Consider the following 17,141-nt stretch of genomic DNA (forward strand, 5'->3'; position numbering starts at 1 on the left):
TTTCCTTGATATCCAGTTTTTTCGATATCTCACAACGGATTTGGCTTACTATCTTGTAGTTTTTTATATACTCGCCTTTCTCAAGAAAGGTCTGGCAAAAAAATTGATAATAGATATTTCCATTGAACTGCTCTATCAGCCTTTTATCTGAACAGCCCGAATAATGTTTAAGAAACATTAACGCTATTTTCCCTCGGGGGGAAAATATACTGGCCGGTCCTTTCTTGTTTTCCCGCAACTTAAATATTCGTACCAGATCGTCCCACGGAATGGCTGTGTATATCTTTCCAAGGTCAGTTTGTAAAAACTGATTGTATAGAAAATGAAAATTATCTTCAACAGAAAATAACGGAAGTGTCGCTTGAAAATTCGGAATTCTTTGTACCTTTACCACTACTAGTAAAATTTTGAACCCCGTTTTTAGGCAAATGTGCCTAATTTCGGGGTTTTTTGTTTGCTCAAAGATAGTGATAATAGCTTTTCCATCAAAGAAATAGAGTATTTCGGAATTTCCCTATATATTGGTAATTAACAGGTAAATCAATAAGTGCAAAAGATTTTATAACGACATTAAAAAATTAAAATGGGATGTCATATAAATCTTCTCCATCTTTAGTAAAAGTTGCCACACTAGTATCTGTCATGGGATGACTTCTGAGACGTTCTAATAATTCATAGCTAATAGTTGCCGAATAGCAGCCTGTAAGTGTGACACGATGTACCTGGTCAACAGTTTTAAAGCTGGCAGCAAGTACTTTTGTTGGTAAACTGAAATCATTAAAACTTTTTACGATATGCCCAACCACTTCAATACCGTGTGAAGATATATTATCAAGCCGGTTGACGTAAGGAGCCACAAAATCAGCACCGGCACGTGCAGCGACTAAGGCTTGTAAGTGAGTAAAAATGGCTGTCGCTGTAACTTTTATCCCTTCCTTTTTTAATAAAGGAATGGCTCGGAAACCTTCTTTAGAAATTGGAATTTTAGCATAAAAGTCGCATTTATCCGCTACAATTTCTCTGTATTTTTTTGCCTCATCCACCATCCTTTCTGCCTTATTGCTGATCATCTGGACATGTAACATTTTTCCTTCGACCAGGTTTATCAATTCCGGAAGGATTTGAGATAATTTTTTGTTTTCGGCAGCTAAAATGGTAGGATTAGTAGTTACGCCTTCTAAAGGGAAATAATACAATAATTTTTCAATTTCTTCAATGTTTGCAGTATCGGCTAAATAGTACATGTTACAATTGATTTTTTCTGGGTGCAAAGGTGCAATTAATAATTTTGAAAGGGTAATATTTTCCCCGGAAATTAAATTCTTTTGGGCGCATTTTTTAAAAGGAATTCTTCAGCCTCAACTGACCATAGTCCTTTATTTGCGGCTACTAATTCAGCTAGTTTGGCAAAGAAAGGATCTTTTTCGCCTTTTTGGGCAAATTCGGAAATAGGGGTGAGGGGCATATCAATATGCGTGTAAATAAGTTTTTTACCACCCGGTATGTTGGGTAAGTTTAAAGTTGTTTCCGGCACGGAATTGAGTCCTCCTACATGAGTTACCAATCCGGCGGGGTCCAGGCCTTCACTCATGATTTGCAAAGCCTCTTTCATATCGTTCATGTTACCTCCGGAAGTTCCAACCACATGCGTGTAGGCATAATGCACATTGTAGAAATTCATTTTAGCTTTAAGATTAGGATCTGAAGGACCGGCAAAGAAGTTTAAACAGCCATCAAAGCCCAGGATGCCATCGGCTTGCTCGATAACCGCCGGAACAGGCGCAAATACAAATACATCGTCATAACCTTTTCCATCCACCTTTTCCTGAAGCGCCTTAACCGGATCATTTACATTCCCGGTATTTAAGTAAATGAGCTCTATGCCTTTAGCTTTAGCCAATTCTACAGGATAAATTTCTGCGGCGCGGTCGAGGCGTGCCTGATCTATGTCTGTAACCACTAATAAAGAAGGTTTTCGATCTTTACGATTAATGACGTAATTGATGGCAGCCAGACCCATGGGACCCACACCGGCCAAAATAGCCATTTTCCCTCCATCTACAATTTCCATTTTATGTTCATATGAGCCGGGAATGGTATGATAATTTGCATGCATAGCTCCAATAACACAGCTCAATGGCTCTGATAATGATGCGGGATAATAACCGGGGCCGTCGTATACAAGTAAACAATCTTGTTTAAGAACATCTTTGGGAATAATTACATAAGTTGCATCACCACCAATATAAGGATAAGAATATCCGGGAGCACTGAGTACCCCTACTGGTCCATCTTCGTAATATATGGCCGGTTGAATGGAATATTTTTGACCGGGTTTAAATTTGTCTTTCCATTTGTCACCCACCTCTATAATTTCACCGGCAAATTCATGGCCAATAATAATAGGCTTCTCGGCTACATCATTGGGAATTCTTTTATGGTCGGTTCCCTGTTGTGCGGCTTTATAAGACGACATACAGATGCTGTCTGAAACCACTTTGGCCAGTATTTCATCATCTTTTAAGGGTGGTAATTCAAAGGTTTCTAATCTAAGATCTTTTTTTCCGTATAGTCTTACTGCTGTTGTTTTCATGATTTCCTGTTTTGAATGGTTGATCGATTGTAATATAACTTGCTAACCATATGGTCGGGAAAATATTACACTTGTTCTTGCCGGTTAGGTTATGCTGGATTTAATTGTTTATATCATCTATGTAACGAGCTGCTAAAAATGGTAGGGTTAGGGTTTAACTTAATGTAAAATAGTCTATTTATGTCCGCCTATGATAACATGTTTTGTCCACCAGTAACGGGGATAGCCTGCCCTGTTTCATATTCTTGTTCAATGGCATAGAAAATTGCCCGGACAACATCTATGACTCTGCAACCTCGTCCTGCCGGCACCTGAGATTCATAATGTTTTTTTACATCTTCGATGGATTTTGCACCCGGTACTTTTCCTGCATTGAGATATTGAATAAACAATCCTTTTTCCGGGTCGCTCCATAGCGGTCCTTCAAAAAAATTACCCGGACAAATGGCATTAACCTTAATTCGGTTAGGCATTAATTCCAGCGCGAATGATTGGGTGAGTCCAATTCCTCCGAATTTGGCGCCTGCATAAGCAAAATTTTTATTGCTTCCTTTTAATCCAGACTTTGAGTTGATTTGGATGATATCGGCAAAATAGTTGGATTTCATTTTCGTTTGAACCTTCATGATGGCAGCACCTGCCTTGGCACAGTGGAAGAAACCATTATAATTTACTTTGGTCATTAATTCAAAGACGGATGGTTCCATTTCGTCCAGACCGCCGGCTCTGAGAATTCCGGCATTGCTGATGAGGGTATCAATACCTCCAAAGCGAATAATAGATAAATTGACCATTTCCTCGACGGAAGCGGCGTTTGAGACGTCACATTTAACAAAAAATGCTTTGTTAGCGCGATTTTCTTTGTTTAATTGATTGACCAGTTGGGTGCCTTTGACGTCGTTCAGGTCGGCAATCACTACGTTGGCTCCTTCCTGGAAAAACGATTCGGCAATGCCTTGCCCAAATCCTTGAGCGGCGCCGGTAACAATTACCGTTTTTCCGGCCATTCGTCCTTCAGGTAAAGAATAATCATCATTGGTTGATTTAGAGGTGATTATTTTTTCAATGTCACGGGCAGATGGGGCCGCCAGTATATACCCCTCATTTGGGATGACAACCATATTGGGGGATGAAGCAATGGTCAGGGTTTTTAATTCATCCAGGGTAATATTCGGGCTTATTTCTGTAATTATTTGGGCTGGCCAACCTGCAGCAATAGCCTGGCTTTTAGTGGAAATATTTTTATCAGGGAAAAATTGCGCGGTAGCAAGAATATCGCTACTGGCTTTCATCCTAATGGCTGCTATAATTTTATAAAGTTGATTCATAATTGAATTAGAATTTAAATGTTTGAATCTCTTCTTTTTTAATGTTTTATAACTCCCCTTGAATAACTCACAGGCATTTGATTAAAATTTATGGGGATTTATGAAAATAGTACGTTACAGAAAATGAAAGTGAGTCAATTTTAATTAAACCATCCTCCTGTTAAGGATGTTGATGATCATCTATATACATAAAATTAAAAACTCCCGGCACCTTTTCTTTGGTTGAAAAGATAAAGATGCCAGGGAAATACAATAATTAATAATTTTCAATAACTAATGCTATTAAGCCGAGTTGATTATGGACCATCCAATTTTGATGAATTTATCCTTATTTTCCATGTTTGGTATTCCGGATGTAGGATCTAACCAACCATAACCTGTTTTTGCTGTAAGATATTGGTGTGCAAGGATGATTGAGACACTTTGAAAATTAATCCATAGCAAATTTTCAGATAGGGCAACACCCCCTTTTGCTTTAGGTACTAAGGGTTCCATGGCCGCGGTATTATGCTCGGTTCCAAAGGTGACCAAGAAGCCGTTGTTCCAAAGCTTAGGAACTGTTTCTTCAAGATAACTTAAACTGTTACGGGTTGTGATGAATTCTACTGAATAAAAACCTCTCTCATTGAGCTTTTTCATGGTAATCTCGAGCTCTTCTTCAAAATCGGTGCATTTACCATTTAAAGCATCGCCTAAAAACGGATAAGTAGGAATACCTTTGGCTTTTAAAATTAGATTTCTGATGGTATCCACATCTGCGAAAGCGTTGGGATCTTCAGCTATGAAGGCGGGACCTCCGGCCTTTAATAAAGCACCTCTAAGCGTATTTTCAACTATTGCGGGGTCGGAAACAGATATCTCTTCACCCGTGATTTGTTTATAGAAATGCATTTGTTCCTGCTCTGAGGGGAATGTTTCTTCTACCTTAAGTCGTAAAGCTCGGGCAATATGTCGTTCCCGAACTTGTCCTAATGTTAATTGCTCATATATTTCATTAAAGTTAAGCACAAAAGGCGCCTTATTTGCTTTAAGATGATTGTTTAACAATTGAGTCATCTTTTCACATTGCCCATTGCTTTTGTTTACTGCAATATTTAACCAATTTTTCACATCGTCGGGTAAAGGGTTGGTTGATAATCCTTTACCGCTAATGTAGGTTCGTCCAGGGTTAGAAGGGTCATTAACCCTTAAATTTTGAGCCTGATCTTCGGTATTGAGACCGATCATTTCAATGTTAAAAAGCGGGGCTATGCCGTGGGCCAGGCAAGCTTTGGCCCAATCGGCATAGCCATTAACAGTATTGAAATCATTAATCCCGGCAACTTTTATGTTTTCTTTTGCCGCCAAGTCAATAGCTTGTTCGGCCGAAGCAAAAGCACTGAAAGAATAAGGTGTATGAAGATGACCGTTTATTAAAGGCAAATGGCCTTTTTCAGGTTTTTCAATCTTCAATGATTGTTCTTCCAACGAATCAGGTGCCGGAAATTTTGTCCAATAATCCATTTTCAATTTATTATCCTCCAAACTAACTAAATTGAACAAATTTTAAAGTGTATAAGGCTAACGTTTTTATTTTCAAACTCCCTCTTTATGTCTTTGAATCATTGTATTTTCATCAAATCGTTCTTTGGGTTTATGCCCATTTAACGGAACAATTTTTTGGTGAATGGCATCTATGATCCAATGTGGTTGTGGGAAGAAGCTTTCTTCCAATTCGTGGGCGGGGGTGATCCAATTGCGAGAGCCAACCACCACCGGTGGGGCATCTAAGTAGTCGAAAGCCAAATCACTAATATTTCTTGCAAAATCATTTAAGAAAGATCCCCTGCTATTGGCATCTCCGGTAATAATTATCCTTCCGGTCTTTTTTACAGATTCAATTACCGGTTCGTAATTGAAAGGAACCAAAGAACGGGCATCAATTATTTCAGCCGAGAAGTTGTATTTTTCATCGAGAATTTTGGCTGCCTCTAATGCTCTGTAAAGAGTTGCCCCAACAGTTAGGATGGTGATATCGTTGCCCGATTTTTTAATGTCGGGTTCTCCTAACGGAATTTCATAATAATCTTCAGGAACTCCACCTTCATGGAACTGTTCACCTGCATCGTATATGCGCTGGCTTTCGAAAAAGATTACCGGATCGGTTCCTTGCAGGGCACTATTCATTAATCCTTTGGCATCGTATGGTGTTGCCGGAAATACCACTTTTAATCCGGGAATATGAGCCACTAACGAGGTCCAGTCTTGAGAGTGTTGGGCTCCGTATTTGCTGCCCACTGAGACTCTCAGCACAACGGGTATTTTAAGAACATTACCACTCATAGCCTGCCATTTGGGGAGTTGGTTGAAAACTTCATCACCACTTCGTCCCAGGAAGTCGCAGTACATGATTTCCGGCAGAGCTCTGCCACCACACATGGCATAACCTATGGCGACACCCACAATGGCGCCTTCGGCAATAGGTGCATTAAATAATCGATGATAGGGTAAAGCTTCCGTTAATCCTCTATAAACGGCAAAAGCACCACCCCAATCTCTGTTTTCTTCGCCGAAAGCAATAAGTGTCGGATCTTTGTAAAAGCGATCTATAATAGCTTCGAAAATGCCATCACGTAATTGATATTGTTTCATTTTTGAATATGGTTTGCCATTTGCATCAAAAGCAAACCGTTCTTTTCGAGCTATTTGTTTAACGCGTGGATTTTCTACTAAAGGCATTAAAACTTCCGGTTCGCGGTCTTCCATTTTGTCTACCGATCCGTTGGAAAACATCATGGTGCCAATTTTGTCGGGATCAGACTCCAGATCCATCCTCGGCGAGGTAGAATCATCGATACTTAATTCCAACATTTCTTTGATTAAGGCCTGGATCTCAGAATTTATCTCTTCTAGTTCTTTTTTGGAACAGATGTTTTCCTTGTTCAGTTCATTGGCATAAGTGTATATACAATCTTGCTTTTGCCAGGCTTCGATTTCTTCTTTACTACGATATGAAGAGGCGTCAGAAGGACTGTGGCCACTGAAGCGGTAAGTTAACACATCGAGAAGAACCGGACCTTTCTTTTCTTCCAGAATTTTTCTTTTGCGTTTGTAGGCATCGATAACGGCCAGAGGATTGTATCCATCTACCCGTTCTGCATGCATTTGGTCGGCATTTACGCCAGCACCTATGCGTGCCGCTATTTCATACCCCATTGTTTCGCCACAGGTCTGTCCGCCCATGCCATATTGATTATTCATGATGTTAATGACTAGGGGCAGCCCGCCTTTTAAGTCTTCAGGCCAAAGTTTAGAAAATTGGTCCATGGTAGCAAATGATATGGCTTCCCAAACCGGGCCACAAGCCATGGCAGCATCACCTATATTGGCTACTACAATGCCGGGTTTACGGTTTACTTTTTTAAATAGAGCTGCACCTACTGAGATATCGGCACTTCCACCCACAATGGCGTTATTGGGATATACACCAAAGGGGATAAAGAAGGCGTGCATGCTACCTCCAAGGCCTTTGTTGAAGCCGGTTTCTCTTGCAAAAATTTCGGCAAGCGTACCGTACACCAGAAAGCGTTTGGCCAAGGATTTAACATTGCCTTTGTGATTTTTTTGCACAATCTTAAGAATTGTGCCATCGAAGAAATTTTCCATAACATCCATAAGATCGTCATCATTTAGCTGATGGATGGCACTTAATCCTTTAGCCAGGATCTCACCATGACTGCGGTGCGAGCCAAAGATAAAATCATCCACAGTCAAAGTATAAGCCATACCCACCGCTGCTGCTTCCTGGCCAATGGAAAGGTGAGCGGGACCGGGATGGTTATATTTTATGCCATGATATTCCCCTGTTGTTTTAATTAAATTCAACATTTGTTCGAATTCACGAATCAAACGCATATCGTGATAAATGCGTTTGAGGTCGTCATCGCTGAAATTTTTTCTTTCTTCACTTAATGAGCGATGGTATTGATTGACAGGAATGTCTTTGAATTTTATTTTATTGCTTTTTCGAACCTGTTCAGGATCTATGAATAGATTTTTCGGCATAATCGAAAATTTTTTATTGTTGTCTTATTGCCAACTATGATTTTAAGATCAAGGCAGGCAACTATTTTTATTTAAACTTTGATCAAGGTAAGGGGTTGGTGCTTTGAGAACTCATAAATTTAGTTGTTTGTCTGGATTAAATTTGGTCGGGTTTTAATGCTTCAATTTGGTTGGCTACTTCTTTAACAAAGCGTGTTGCTTCGCCACCATCTAAAGCCCTATGGTCATAGGTAAGACTTAATCCCAAATGGGGTATAATAGCCAAATTTCCATCCTCCAGAGGTTTGGGCCTGTAAATTATGGTGTTGACGCCAAGAATGGCTACTTGTGGCAAATTGATTACCGGCGTAAACATTTCCACGCCGTAGTTACCCAAATTTGATACTGTAAAGGAAGCTGCTTCGGGTGCAATTAGGTCAGGATCAACACTCCCTTTTCGACAGGCCGAGGCTAATTCGTGCATTTTTCTTGACAGACCATTGATGTTAAAGTCGTCGGCATTTTTTACTGCCGGAACCATCAATCCTCTCTCGGTATCCACTGCTATTCCAAGGTGTACACCTTTAAATTGTTTAATTTGATCATTTATCAGGTGTGCATTTACCTGCGGATATTTTTTAAGAGCTTTAACCACAGCAAAGCAAATAAAATCGTTGATGGTAAGGTCCAGATTCAACTCTTTGGCCTTTTTCCTACAAGCTAACAGCGACCTGGCATCAGCACTCAAATGGTGTGTTAATTGAGCTGATGACTGCAATGAGTTATACATTGCTTTTGCAATAATTTTTCTAATGTTAGTCATCGGCTTGATTTCGAAATCATCATTAGAAAGTCCTGCTGTACCTGCAGATGGCGAAACTGTTGGTTGCGATGATGTTACAGAAGTTGACTGAGTTGTTTGCTGAGTTGCATGTGAGGGTTGCCTGGTAGCAGTTTTTGTTCTGTTCCTTTTTAACCATTCCTCTACATCCTTATCTAGGATACGGCCATTGGGACCACTGCCTGACAGTTCATGGATAGGAACATTTTCCAGTTTAGCTTTTTTTCTGGCCCGTGGCGAAATTCGGATTACATGGTCCGATCCAACTTCTTTTTGAGAAAGATTGTTTTCCTGCGCGGATACGTCAGTCGGAGTGTCGGAGGTAGAAGGTGCTTCATCGTTAGAAACAGCAGGTTGTGTTCCGGACTTTGGTGCAAACGAAGAAATGTCTTCACCTTCCTGTCCGATAACACAAACTGTTTCTAAAACAGGAATTTCATCTCCTTCATTAAAAAAGGCGCCCAAAAATACTCCGTCTTCCGGGGCTTCTTCTTCAAAGGAAGCTTTGTCTGTTTCGTATTCGAAAAGTATATCTCCTTTACTAACTGTGTCCCCAGGCTTTTTTAAGAGTGCTGTGAGAATACAAGTCTCAACAGATTGACCTTGCCTGGGCATGATAATCGGTATTGCCATAATATTTTAACTTGTAAATACAAGTGCAAATATAAAGAAGTTTTGTCAAAATGCAATTTTTGAACAATAAAATGAATGATTATTTGTGAAGTGTTTTAGGTATATTGATATTCAGTGGATTAATTGATTGTAAGGAGTTGGGCTTGATGCGGGAGCTGTTTTAAAACTGTTTTGGATATTGGTTTCGTTAACGTTTTGGGTTCTGAAATAACACTTAAGAAATGGTGTCTTAGTTTCTTATATGTAAAATGGGTGTTTTATAAAAGTATTGGATATTGCCTGATAATATGCAAATATTATTTTTTATTTTGGATTTTGTATGTTTTAGTAAATTAGCTTCTTTAGGTTATCAATGTGAAAATATTTAGAAAGGTGATTTGTGTGTTGAAATATAGTTGGTTTATTTGATTGAGCAGTCCAGGTTAATTCAATTGTAAATACAAGAAGTTAAATATATATATTCAGGATTTTCCTTATTTTTTAAAATAATTCTAAATTTGTAGGAAATACAGAATGAAAATCGTTATGGAAGAGAAATCAGTTCCGCATTACAGACGGTTGTATGAGCAGCTCCGTAAAGGAATTGTTGACGGGATTTATAAAGAGGGCGATTTGTTACCATCAGAAAATGAGTTGTGTGCCCTTCATAATTTAACTCGTCCAACGGTTCGAAAAGCGTTGGATTTATTAGCTCACGAAGGTTTTATAAAGAAGCAGCAAGGGCTGGGAAGTATTGTTCATAAATTACCTAAAGGAATTGGTATTTTGTCGATTGCAGGAACCACTACAGCTATAGGAAAGAAAAATTTAAAAACGACTACAGTAGTTCGTCCCCGCGTTCAAAATTGGCCTTCGGATTTCTTTTTTGCATTGAGCGATGAATTTAAGACAGTAGGCTGTATTTATTTTGAGAGAGTTCGATTTGTTAACGATCATCCAATATTTTATGAACAGACTTATTTGCCTAACATCAATTTGCCTAGGTTTACTTCACGGAATTTAGACAATAAATCTCTGTTTGATCTTCTTCGTCAAAACTATCAGTTAGAAATAAAGGGTGGAGAACAATATCTTAAAGCAATTGAAGCTGTTGATGAAAAAATTTGTGAATATTTAAATATTCGCACCGGTCAGCCGGTTCTTTATCTTTCTCGAAAACTGGAAACCAATAGAATCAATTTTAGCTTTTTTTCGTTTATGTATTGCAACACCAGTGATTTTTCTTTATATGGGGTGTTTTAATGTGGCATTTACTTTTTCCTGACTTCAGAAGGGGGAACGCCCATTTTATTTTTGTATAAGCGGCTGAAATAATGTGTCGATTCAAAACCTGTTTCATAGGCTACTTCCTTTATGGACATATCAGTAGACAATAATAACTCTTTCGCCCTCATTAATCGAAGGTGTAAATGGTATTGACCCGGTGATACTCCCGTGTGTTTTTTGAACATCTTCCTAAAGTAGGAATACCCGAGGTTTAAAGAGGAAGCTAGCTCTTTGAAATTTATTTCTTTATCTACATTTTCCCGAATTATGAATTTGGCATTTTCCATAGCTAATTCAAGTGCTGTTCCTTTAAAATGACGATTTTTTACGTAAGAAACCAAAGAGCCTAACAACCTGATCGCTATCCCGGATGAAATTAACTGAAATCCTGGTCGTTCCTTCTGAGCTAATTCAAAAATCTTATAATAACAATCAATAAAACTTTCTTTTAATCCGCACTCTATTATTGGTGTTTTAGAGTTTAGTATCGGGTTTTTGAATAGTCTTTCTACTATATCCCCTTCAATACCAATATAATGTTCTGTCCAACCGGTTTTTCTTTCCGGTCGGTAGCGATGCCACATTCCCGGCTTTATGAGCATGATCGTTCCCGAATTAATATGAAATTTCCCTGATTTTGTTTCCAGTATACCTTTCCCTTCTGTAATGTAATTAATTTGGTATTCGGAAAGAATCCTGCCATTTTCCCATTGAAAAAAATAACCTGTCGGGTGTTCAGGTGAAGGGTATATGGCTCCAGGTTTAACGGTGGCACATCCTACTACATTGAAGGAAATGCCCCATTCCTTATCTTCTTGGTTAGTAGTAAGATATTTAAAGAAATCCTCCATAATGGCCCCTTTATGTTTTTTTTAATAAATGTTTTAGGATGGTAAAAATAGTGAATTATTTGTAATACCCAATACTTGTGTTTTTTTAAAGTAATTATTGAAAATGAGCTATTTCCGGGAAGTTAAAATTTATTGTTTAACCTGGCAAGAGTGTTATTGATTTGATTTAAAACCTGATATTCATGGCTGTTGTTTTGGTTTCTGAATCGTTATTTTGGAAAAATTAACCAGTGTTGAGAGGATGCAATCTTTATTTTATCTTTTATCTTATTGGACATTAATATGAATTGGTAATTTCCGGCATGTTTGTTTTTCTCTGTGATGATTTTAACTTAAAGAATTGTAATTTATAAACAAGTGTCAAATTAGTTAACTCAAATGCCAGTTTGTGTATTGATTGGTTTTTGGGGTTTAAATACTTTTGAGAATTGTTTAATGTTTTTAATCTTTTATTTGGTTCTTGATTATGAATGCAATTCAAGGAATTCTTCTAATTGCCATTGGTAGTATTGGAGCTGCCAGTTTTTACGTTCCCTTTAAAAAGGTGAAAGTTTGGTCTTGGGAAAGTTATTGGATTATGCAAGGTTTTGCTGCCTGGCTACTGGTACCTTTTTTGTTCGCCTGGCTCACAGTTCCTGATAACGCACTTTTCGAGGTGTTGGCTAATGCTCCGACAAAACCCAAAATGTTGGCCATTTTATTTGGTATTTTATGGGGAATTGGAGGCCTCACTTTTGGTCTTTCTATTCGTTATTTGGGGGTTGCTTTGGGACAAAGTCTTGCTCTTGGTCTAACCGCTGCTTTTGGTACATTAGTGCCACCCCTGGTTAATCCCGACGAATCTTTGTCATTGATTTTGGTTTTGGGAGTTGGAATTTGTGTGGCAGGCATTGCCATTATTGGTTATGCCGGGTCATTGAAAAATAAAACCATGTCCGAGGAACAGCGAAAGGCAGCCGTTGCTGAGTTCGCTTTAAAGAAGGGAATTTTGATTGCCGTCCTGGCAGGTGTTATGAGTGCCTGCTTTAACTATGGGCTTGAAGCTGCCAAACCTATTGAGGAGCTTACTCGTTCTTACGGAACGAATCCCTTGTTTCTCAAGAACCCTTCTCTTGTCTTTATTCTTTGGGGGGGATTTTTGACCAATGCTGTGTATTGTGTATATTTAAATATAAAAAAGAAAACTTATCGTGACTATTTTGGGTCCGGACTACATATATTTTTTAACAACCTGTTCTTTACCTTTCTGGCCGGATTTCTCTGGTTTCTACAGTTTCATTTCCTGGGCATGGGACAAAGCAAACTCCCTGAGGATATTGCTGTTTTTGGATGGAGTATTTTAATGGCTTTAAACATTTCTTTTAGCAATATTTGGGGAATTATTCTGAAAGAGTGGAAAGGTGCTAGCCGAAAAACAATGTGGGTCTTAGTGGCTGGGATTATTGTACTTATTGCATCTACTTTCGTTGTGAGTTTATAGTTTTAATCGAATACAAATAATTAACCCTGAAGGTAAGCGTTGTGGCAGATCGGGAAAATAAACGGTTTGATTGACGCTTATTCTTCATAATGGGCATTTTAAACTAATTTAAACCGTTTTACTTATGACAAATAAAAATAAGCACGTAGAAGAGGCATATGCCCTTGCTAAAGAGCAATACGCCAATCTTGGTGTCGATACCGATGCCGTTCTTGAAAAAATGAATGAAATTGTTGTCAGCCTTCATTGTTGGCAAGCTGATGATGTAAGTGGATTTGAAACCCCCGACGCAGAACTAGGCGGAGGTGGTATTCAAGTTACAGGTAATTATCCAGGTAAACCCAGGTCTATTGACGAAATGAGAGCCGATTTGCAAAAGGTATTCTCATTACTTCCCGGTAAACAAAGACTGAGTCTACATGCTATTTACGGTGAATTTGACGGAAAACAGGTAGATCGGGATGCTATTGATGTGGAACATTTTCAGGGATGGATCGACTGGGCTAAACAACAGGGAATAGGATTGGATTTTAATGCCACCTGTTTTTCTCATCCATTTGCTGATGATGGTTTTACCCTCTCCAGCAAAAATGAAAAAATACGTCGTTTCTGGATCGATCATGTGAAAGCATGCCGTAAAATTGCTGCTGAATTTGGAAAACAACTGGGAACCCCTTCTGTTCATAACCTATGGATCCCTGACGGCTCAAAAGATTATCCGGTCGACAGGGCAGGCTACAGGGCTATCCTCAAGAATTCTCTCGATGAAATTTATGCCGAAGAATATCCTAAAGAATACCTGAAAGATGCTATGGAATGCAAACTTTTTGGTATTGGATCCGAGGCAATGGTGGTCGGTTCCCACGAGTTTTACATGGGGTACACTATTCAAAACAAAAAACTACTTTGTCTTGATAATGGTCATTTCCATCCTACTGAACAAGTTGGGGACAAAATTTCCGCGGTTTTACAATTTCTCGATGAAATTTTACTTCATGTAACTCGCGGGGTCCGCTGGGATAGTGATCACATTGTAACCCTGAACGACGAAATAATGCTCATTGCTCAAGAAATTGTTCGTAACAATTATTTGAATCGGGTGAATATAGGTCTCGATTTCTTTGATGGCAGTGTGAATCGTGTGGGTGCTTATGTGGTCGGTGCCAGGGCAACCCAGCAAGCATTCTTACAAGCTTTGCTCGAACCCACACAAACACTTCTGAATTATGAGGAAAATGCTCGCTATTTCGAGCGTCTGGCTCTTATGGAAACCATGAAAACCAGATTGTTTGGAGCCGTTTGGGATTATTATTGTCTAAAAAATAATGTCCCTGTTGGTGGCGATTTTATAACAGAGGTTGTGAATTATGAAAATGAGGTCCTGAAAAAAAGAAAATGAATTTTTTGTGGTAATATGGAAAAAGTAATCGCCGTTTTTGACGTTGGTAAAACCAATAAAAAGTTGCTTTTGTTCAACCCAAAATTGGAGCTGGTCTATCAGGACGAACAAAAAATACCACCTGTGTTGGACGATGACGGCTTTGAGTGCGATGACATTGATTTTATTGAAGAGTGGGTCAAAACCTCTTTGGATAGGCTTCTCCGTGGTGGAAAATTTAATGTTTTGGGAGTTAACTTTTCCACCTACGGGGCCTCCCTGCTCTTTTTGGACAATAAGGGGCAACGTATCACGCCTCTTTACAACTACCTGAAGCCTATTCCGGAAATCGTCCAAAATCAATGGTATCAGGACAATGGTGGGAAAGATGAATTTTGCCGTAAAACAGCCAGTCCTCCATTGGAAGCCATGCTCAATTCTGGGGTCCAGATACTTTGGTTGAAACGTTTCAAAGACCATCTATTTAAGAAGGTTAATCATATCCTTCATTTTCCCCAATATCTGTCCTTTATTTTAACACAAAAGGTAGTCGCCGATTATACTTCTATTGGCTGCCACACAGGTTTGTGGGATTTTGATACCATGACGTACCACCCCTGGCTCCTAAAAGAAGGAATATTTTTACCCCAACCCATAAATAATTCTGAAAAGTTCCAAATAGATTTTGGTGGAAATAAGCTATGGGTAGGAATCGGAATTCACGACAGCTCTGCCTCTCTGGCTCCTTATTTGTTGGCTAAAGTTGAGCCCTTTATTCTGCTTTCTACCGGTACCTGGTGCATCAATATGAATCCTTTTAATCATCATCCGTTAACTTTGGAGCAACTCAAAAATGATTGTCTTTCCTATCTGAGTATTGATAAAAAGCCTGTAAAATCTTCCAGATTCTTTTTAGGGCATATTCACGACTTGAATGTAAATAGGTTGTGTGAACATTTTAATGTAGGAAATGACTATTTTAAAAGAGTGGTGGCCAATGATCAACTAATCAAAAGCTTTATGAAGGATGGGAAAAATTCTTCCAGTGCATTCTTTAGGTTCGGAGTTCCCGATAATTTTGTTGATGACCAGATCGACTTAAATGCATTTAATTCGTTTGAAGAGGCTTATCACCGCCTTATGTTTGATTTAACTCGCATGAATGTTCGGTCCATTAATTTAATCCTTGATAAAACAAACGGCATAAAGAATATTTTCATTTCTGGTGGGTTTGCCAAAAATGAAATTTTTGTGAAATTAATAGCCGCATTTTTCCCGGAAATGAATGTTTATACCTCCAACATTGATAATGCATCGGCCCTCGGAGCTGCAATGGTTATTGCTGATATTTTTGGTGAGCAGCCAATACCAGAAATCAATTTAAATTTAAAACAGGTAACATTTTAATTATTTTATATCCGACCAATATGAAAATTGATACCAAATTGATGCATCCCCGTGATCAGATCATTCATACTATTAACAGGATTTATTATCATGGATTAACTACTACAACCGGTGGGAATATCTCTGTTATTGATGGTAACGGCGATATTTGGGTGACCCCGTCTGGCATAGACAAGGGGTCGCTTAGGCGAGAGGATATTATGGTGGTTCGAAGCGATGGTACTGTTGAAGGGCCTCATAAACCATCCTCCGAATTTCCCTTTCATAAGGCTATTTACGATAACAGGCCGGATATCAAAGCGGTGATCCATGCCCATCCACCCGCTTTGGTATCTTTCAGCATTGTTCACACTATTCCCGATACCAATGTTATTCCTCAGGCTAAAAATATTTGTGGCCCCATCGGATATGCTCCCTATGAACTTCCAGGAAGCCAGTTGTTGGGCAACAATATCGCCAAAGTTTTTAAAGAAGCCTATAATGCTGTCATTATGGAAAACCATGGCGTTGTTGTTGGAGGAACTGACTTAAAAGATGCCTTTCAGCGTTTTGAAACTCTCGAATTTTGCGCCAGAACTATTATTAATGCTAAAACGATAGGGTCGGTTAAGTCGTTGAGCGATGAAGATATTGAAAGTTTTGAATCTCAGATTCCTGTGTTGCAACCTGAACAAGATCATGTGGAATATCCCTCGGATGAGCGGGAAATCCGTCAGCAAATCACCAATATTGTTCGTAGAGCGTGCCAGCAAGGAATGATGATCAGTTCCTACGGTACCGTCTCTTGTCGCTGGAGAAATAACGATTTTTTGATCACACCTACTAATGTTCTTCGTTGGGATATTACCCTCGATGACATTGTGCAAATTCGCGATGGGAAAAGGGAACCTGGTAAAGTACCCAGTCGTTCCGTTTGGTTACACCAGGAAATTTATCGTAAACACCCTGAAATCAATTCTATTATTCTTACCCAATCTCCATATCTTATGGCTTTTGGTGTTACCGGTGAGAAGTTTGACGTGCGCACAATCCCAGAAAGCTGGATTTTTCTTCAGGATGTGCCTATAGTACCGTTCGGTTCTCACTTTAAAGGGAAGAAGATTATTCCTGAACTTATTTCTAAAGATATTCCCGCTGTGATCATTGAAAATGATTCGGTTTTGGTTACTGGCGACAAATTATTGCAAACCTTCGATCGGCTAGAAGTGGCCGAATTCAGTGCCAAATCCCTTACCATGGCAAAACCCATCGGACAACTTCAGGCCATTGGTGACAAGGAAGTTGAAGCTTTACGGCAAAAATTTCTAAATTAAATTTGCTTTTAAAGGATATCAAAACCTA

Annotated in this window: 13 protein-coding genes; 5 read left to right on the plus strand and 8 right to left on the minus strand. The window is 39.0% G+C overall.

What is annotated here, in order from left to right:
• The 7 genes from BM130_RS09050 to BM130_RS09080 all read right to left on the minus strand — a co-directional run.
• A partial coding sequence (locus tag BM130_RS09050) for a transposase (protein WP_074964356.1) occupies positions 1–394 on the minus strand: 394 nt, incomplete at its 3' end.
• Positions 395–578: 184 nt separating this feature from the next.
• The gene (locus BM130_RS09055; protein WP_010528132.1) at positions 579–1,244 is read right to left on the minus strand and encodes a transaldolase family protein; all 666 of its coding nucleotides are present in this window, start codon (positions 1,242–1,244) and stop codon (positions 579–581) included.
• 71 nt (positions 1,245–1,315) lie between these two features.
• Positions 1,316–2,593: a zinc-binding dehydrogenase gene (locus BM130_RS09060; RefSeq protein WP_010528131.1), complete on the minus strand. Its 1,278-nt coding sequence runs from the start codon at positions 2,591–2,593 to the stop codon at positions 1,316–1,318.
• A gap of 188 nt (positions 2,594–2,781) precedes the next feature.
• Positions 2,782–3,921 (minus strand): SDR family NAD(P)-dependent oxidoreductase, encoded by a 1,140-nt coding sequence (locus tag BM130_RS09065; RefSeq protein ID WP_010528130.1) that lies wholly within the window; start codon positions 3,919–3,921, stop codon positions 2,782–2,784.
• A 282-nt stretch (positions 3,922–4,203) separates the two neighbouring features.
• Complete coding sequence (locus BM130_RS09070; protein ID WP_074964359.1) at positions 4,204–5,424, minus strand: PHP domain-containing protein; 1,221 nt, start codon at positions 5,422–5,424, stop codon at positions 4,204–4,206.
• Between the two features lie 72 nt (positions 5,425–5,496).
• Positions 5,497–7,965, minus strand: a complete 2,469-nt coding sequence (locus tag BM130_RS09075; protein ID WP_010528128.1) for an alpha-ketoacid dehydrogenase subunit alpha/beta — start codon at positions 7,963–7,965, stop codon at positions 5,497–5,499.
• Between the two features lie 136 nt (positions 7,966–8,101).
• Positions 8,102–9,418 (minus strand): dihydrolipoamide acetyltransferase family protein, encoded by a 1,317-nt coding sequence (locus tag BM130_RS09080; protein ID WP_029626661.1) that lies wholly within the window; start codon positions 9,416–9,418, stop codon positions 8,102–8,104.
• Between the two features lie 525 nt (positions 9,419–9,943).
• Here BM130_RS09080 and BM130_RS09085 point away from each other — a divergent pair.
• Positions 9,944–10,660, plus strand: a complete 717-nt coding sequence (locus BM130_RS09085; protein WP_138956913.1) for a GntR family transcriptional regulator — start codon at positions 9,944–9,946, stop codon at positions 10,658–10,660.
• Between the two features lie 8 nt (positions 10,661–10,668).
• Here BM130_RS09085 and BM130_RS09090 read toward each other — a convergent pair whose 3' ends face one another.
• Positions 10,669–11,535 (minus strand): AraC family transcriptional regulator, encoded by an 867-nt coding sequence (locus BM130_RS09090; protein WP_010528125.1) that lies wholly within the window; start codon positions 11,533–11,535, stop codon positions 10,669–10,671.
• A gap of 466 nt (positions 11,536–12,001) precedes the next feature.
• Here BM130_RS09090 and BM130_RS09095 point away from each other — a divergent pair, with 466 nt between their 5' ends.
• From BM130_RS09095 to BM130_RS09110, 4 genes are all read left to right on the plus strand, one after another.
• Positions 12,002–13,015 carry an L-rhamnose/proton symporter RhaT gene (locus BM130_RS09095; protein ID WP_010528124.1) on the plus strand — a complete coding sequence of 338 codons (1,014 nt, stop codon included), beginning with the start codon at positions 12,002–12,004 and terminating at the stop codon, positions 13,013–13,015.
• A gap of 124 nt (positions 13,016–13,139) precedes the next feature.
• Positions 13,140–14,414, plus strand: coding sequence for an L-rhamnose isomerase (locus BM130_RS09100; protein WP_010528123.1), 1,275 nt, complete (start codon positions 13,140–13,142; stop codon positions 14,412–14,414).
• A 15-nt stretch (positions 14,415–14,429) separates the two neighbouring features.
• Complete coding sequence (locus BM130_RS09105; RefSeq protein ID WP_010528122.1) at positions 14,430–15,800, plus strand: FGGY-family carbohydrate kinase; 1,371 nt, start codon at positions 14,430–14,432, stop codon at positions 15,798–15,800.
• A 20-nt stretch (positions 15,801–15,820) separates the two neighbouring features.
• Positions 15,821–17,113 carry a class II aldolase/adducin family protein gene (locus BM130_RS09110; protein WP_010528121.1) on the plus strand — a complete coding sequence of 431 codons (1,293 nt, stop codon included), beginning with the start codon at positions 15,821–15,823 and terminating at the stop codon, positions 17,111–17,113.
• Positions 17,114–17,141: the final 28 nt, after the last annotated feature.

It is taken from the genome of Thermophagus xiamenensis (assembly GCF_900112795.1).
Classification (GTDB): domain Bacteria; phylum Bacteroidota; class Bacteroidia; order Bacteroidales; family Marinilabiliaceae; genus Thermophagus; species Thermophagus xiamenensis.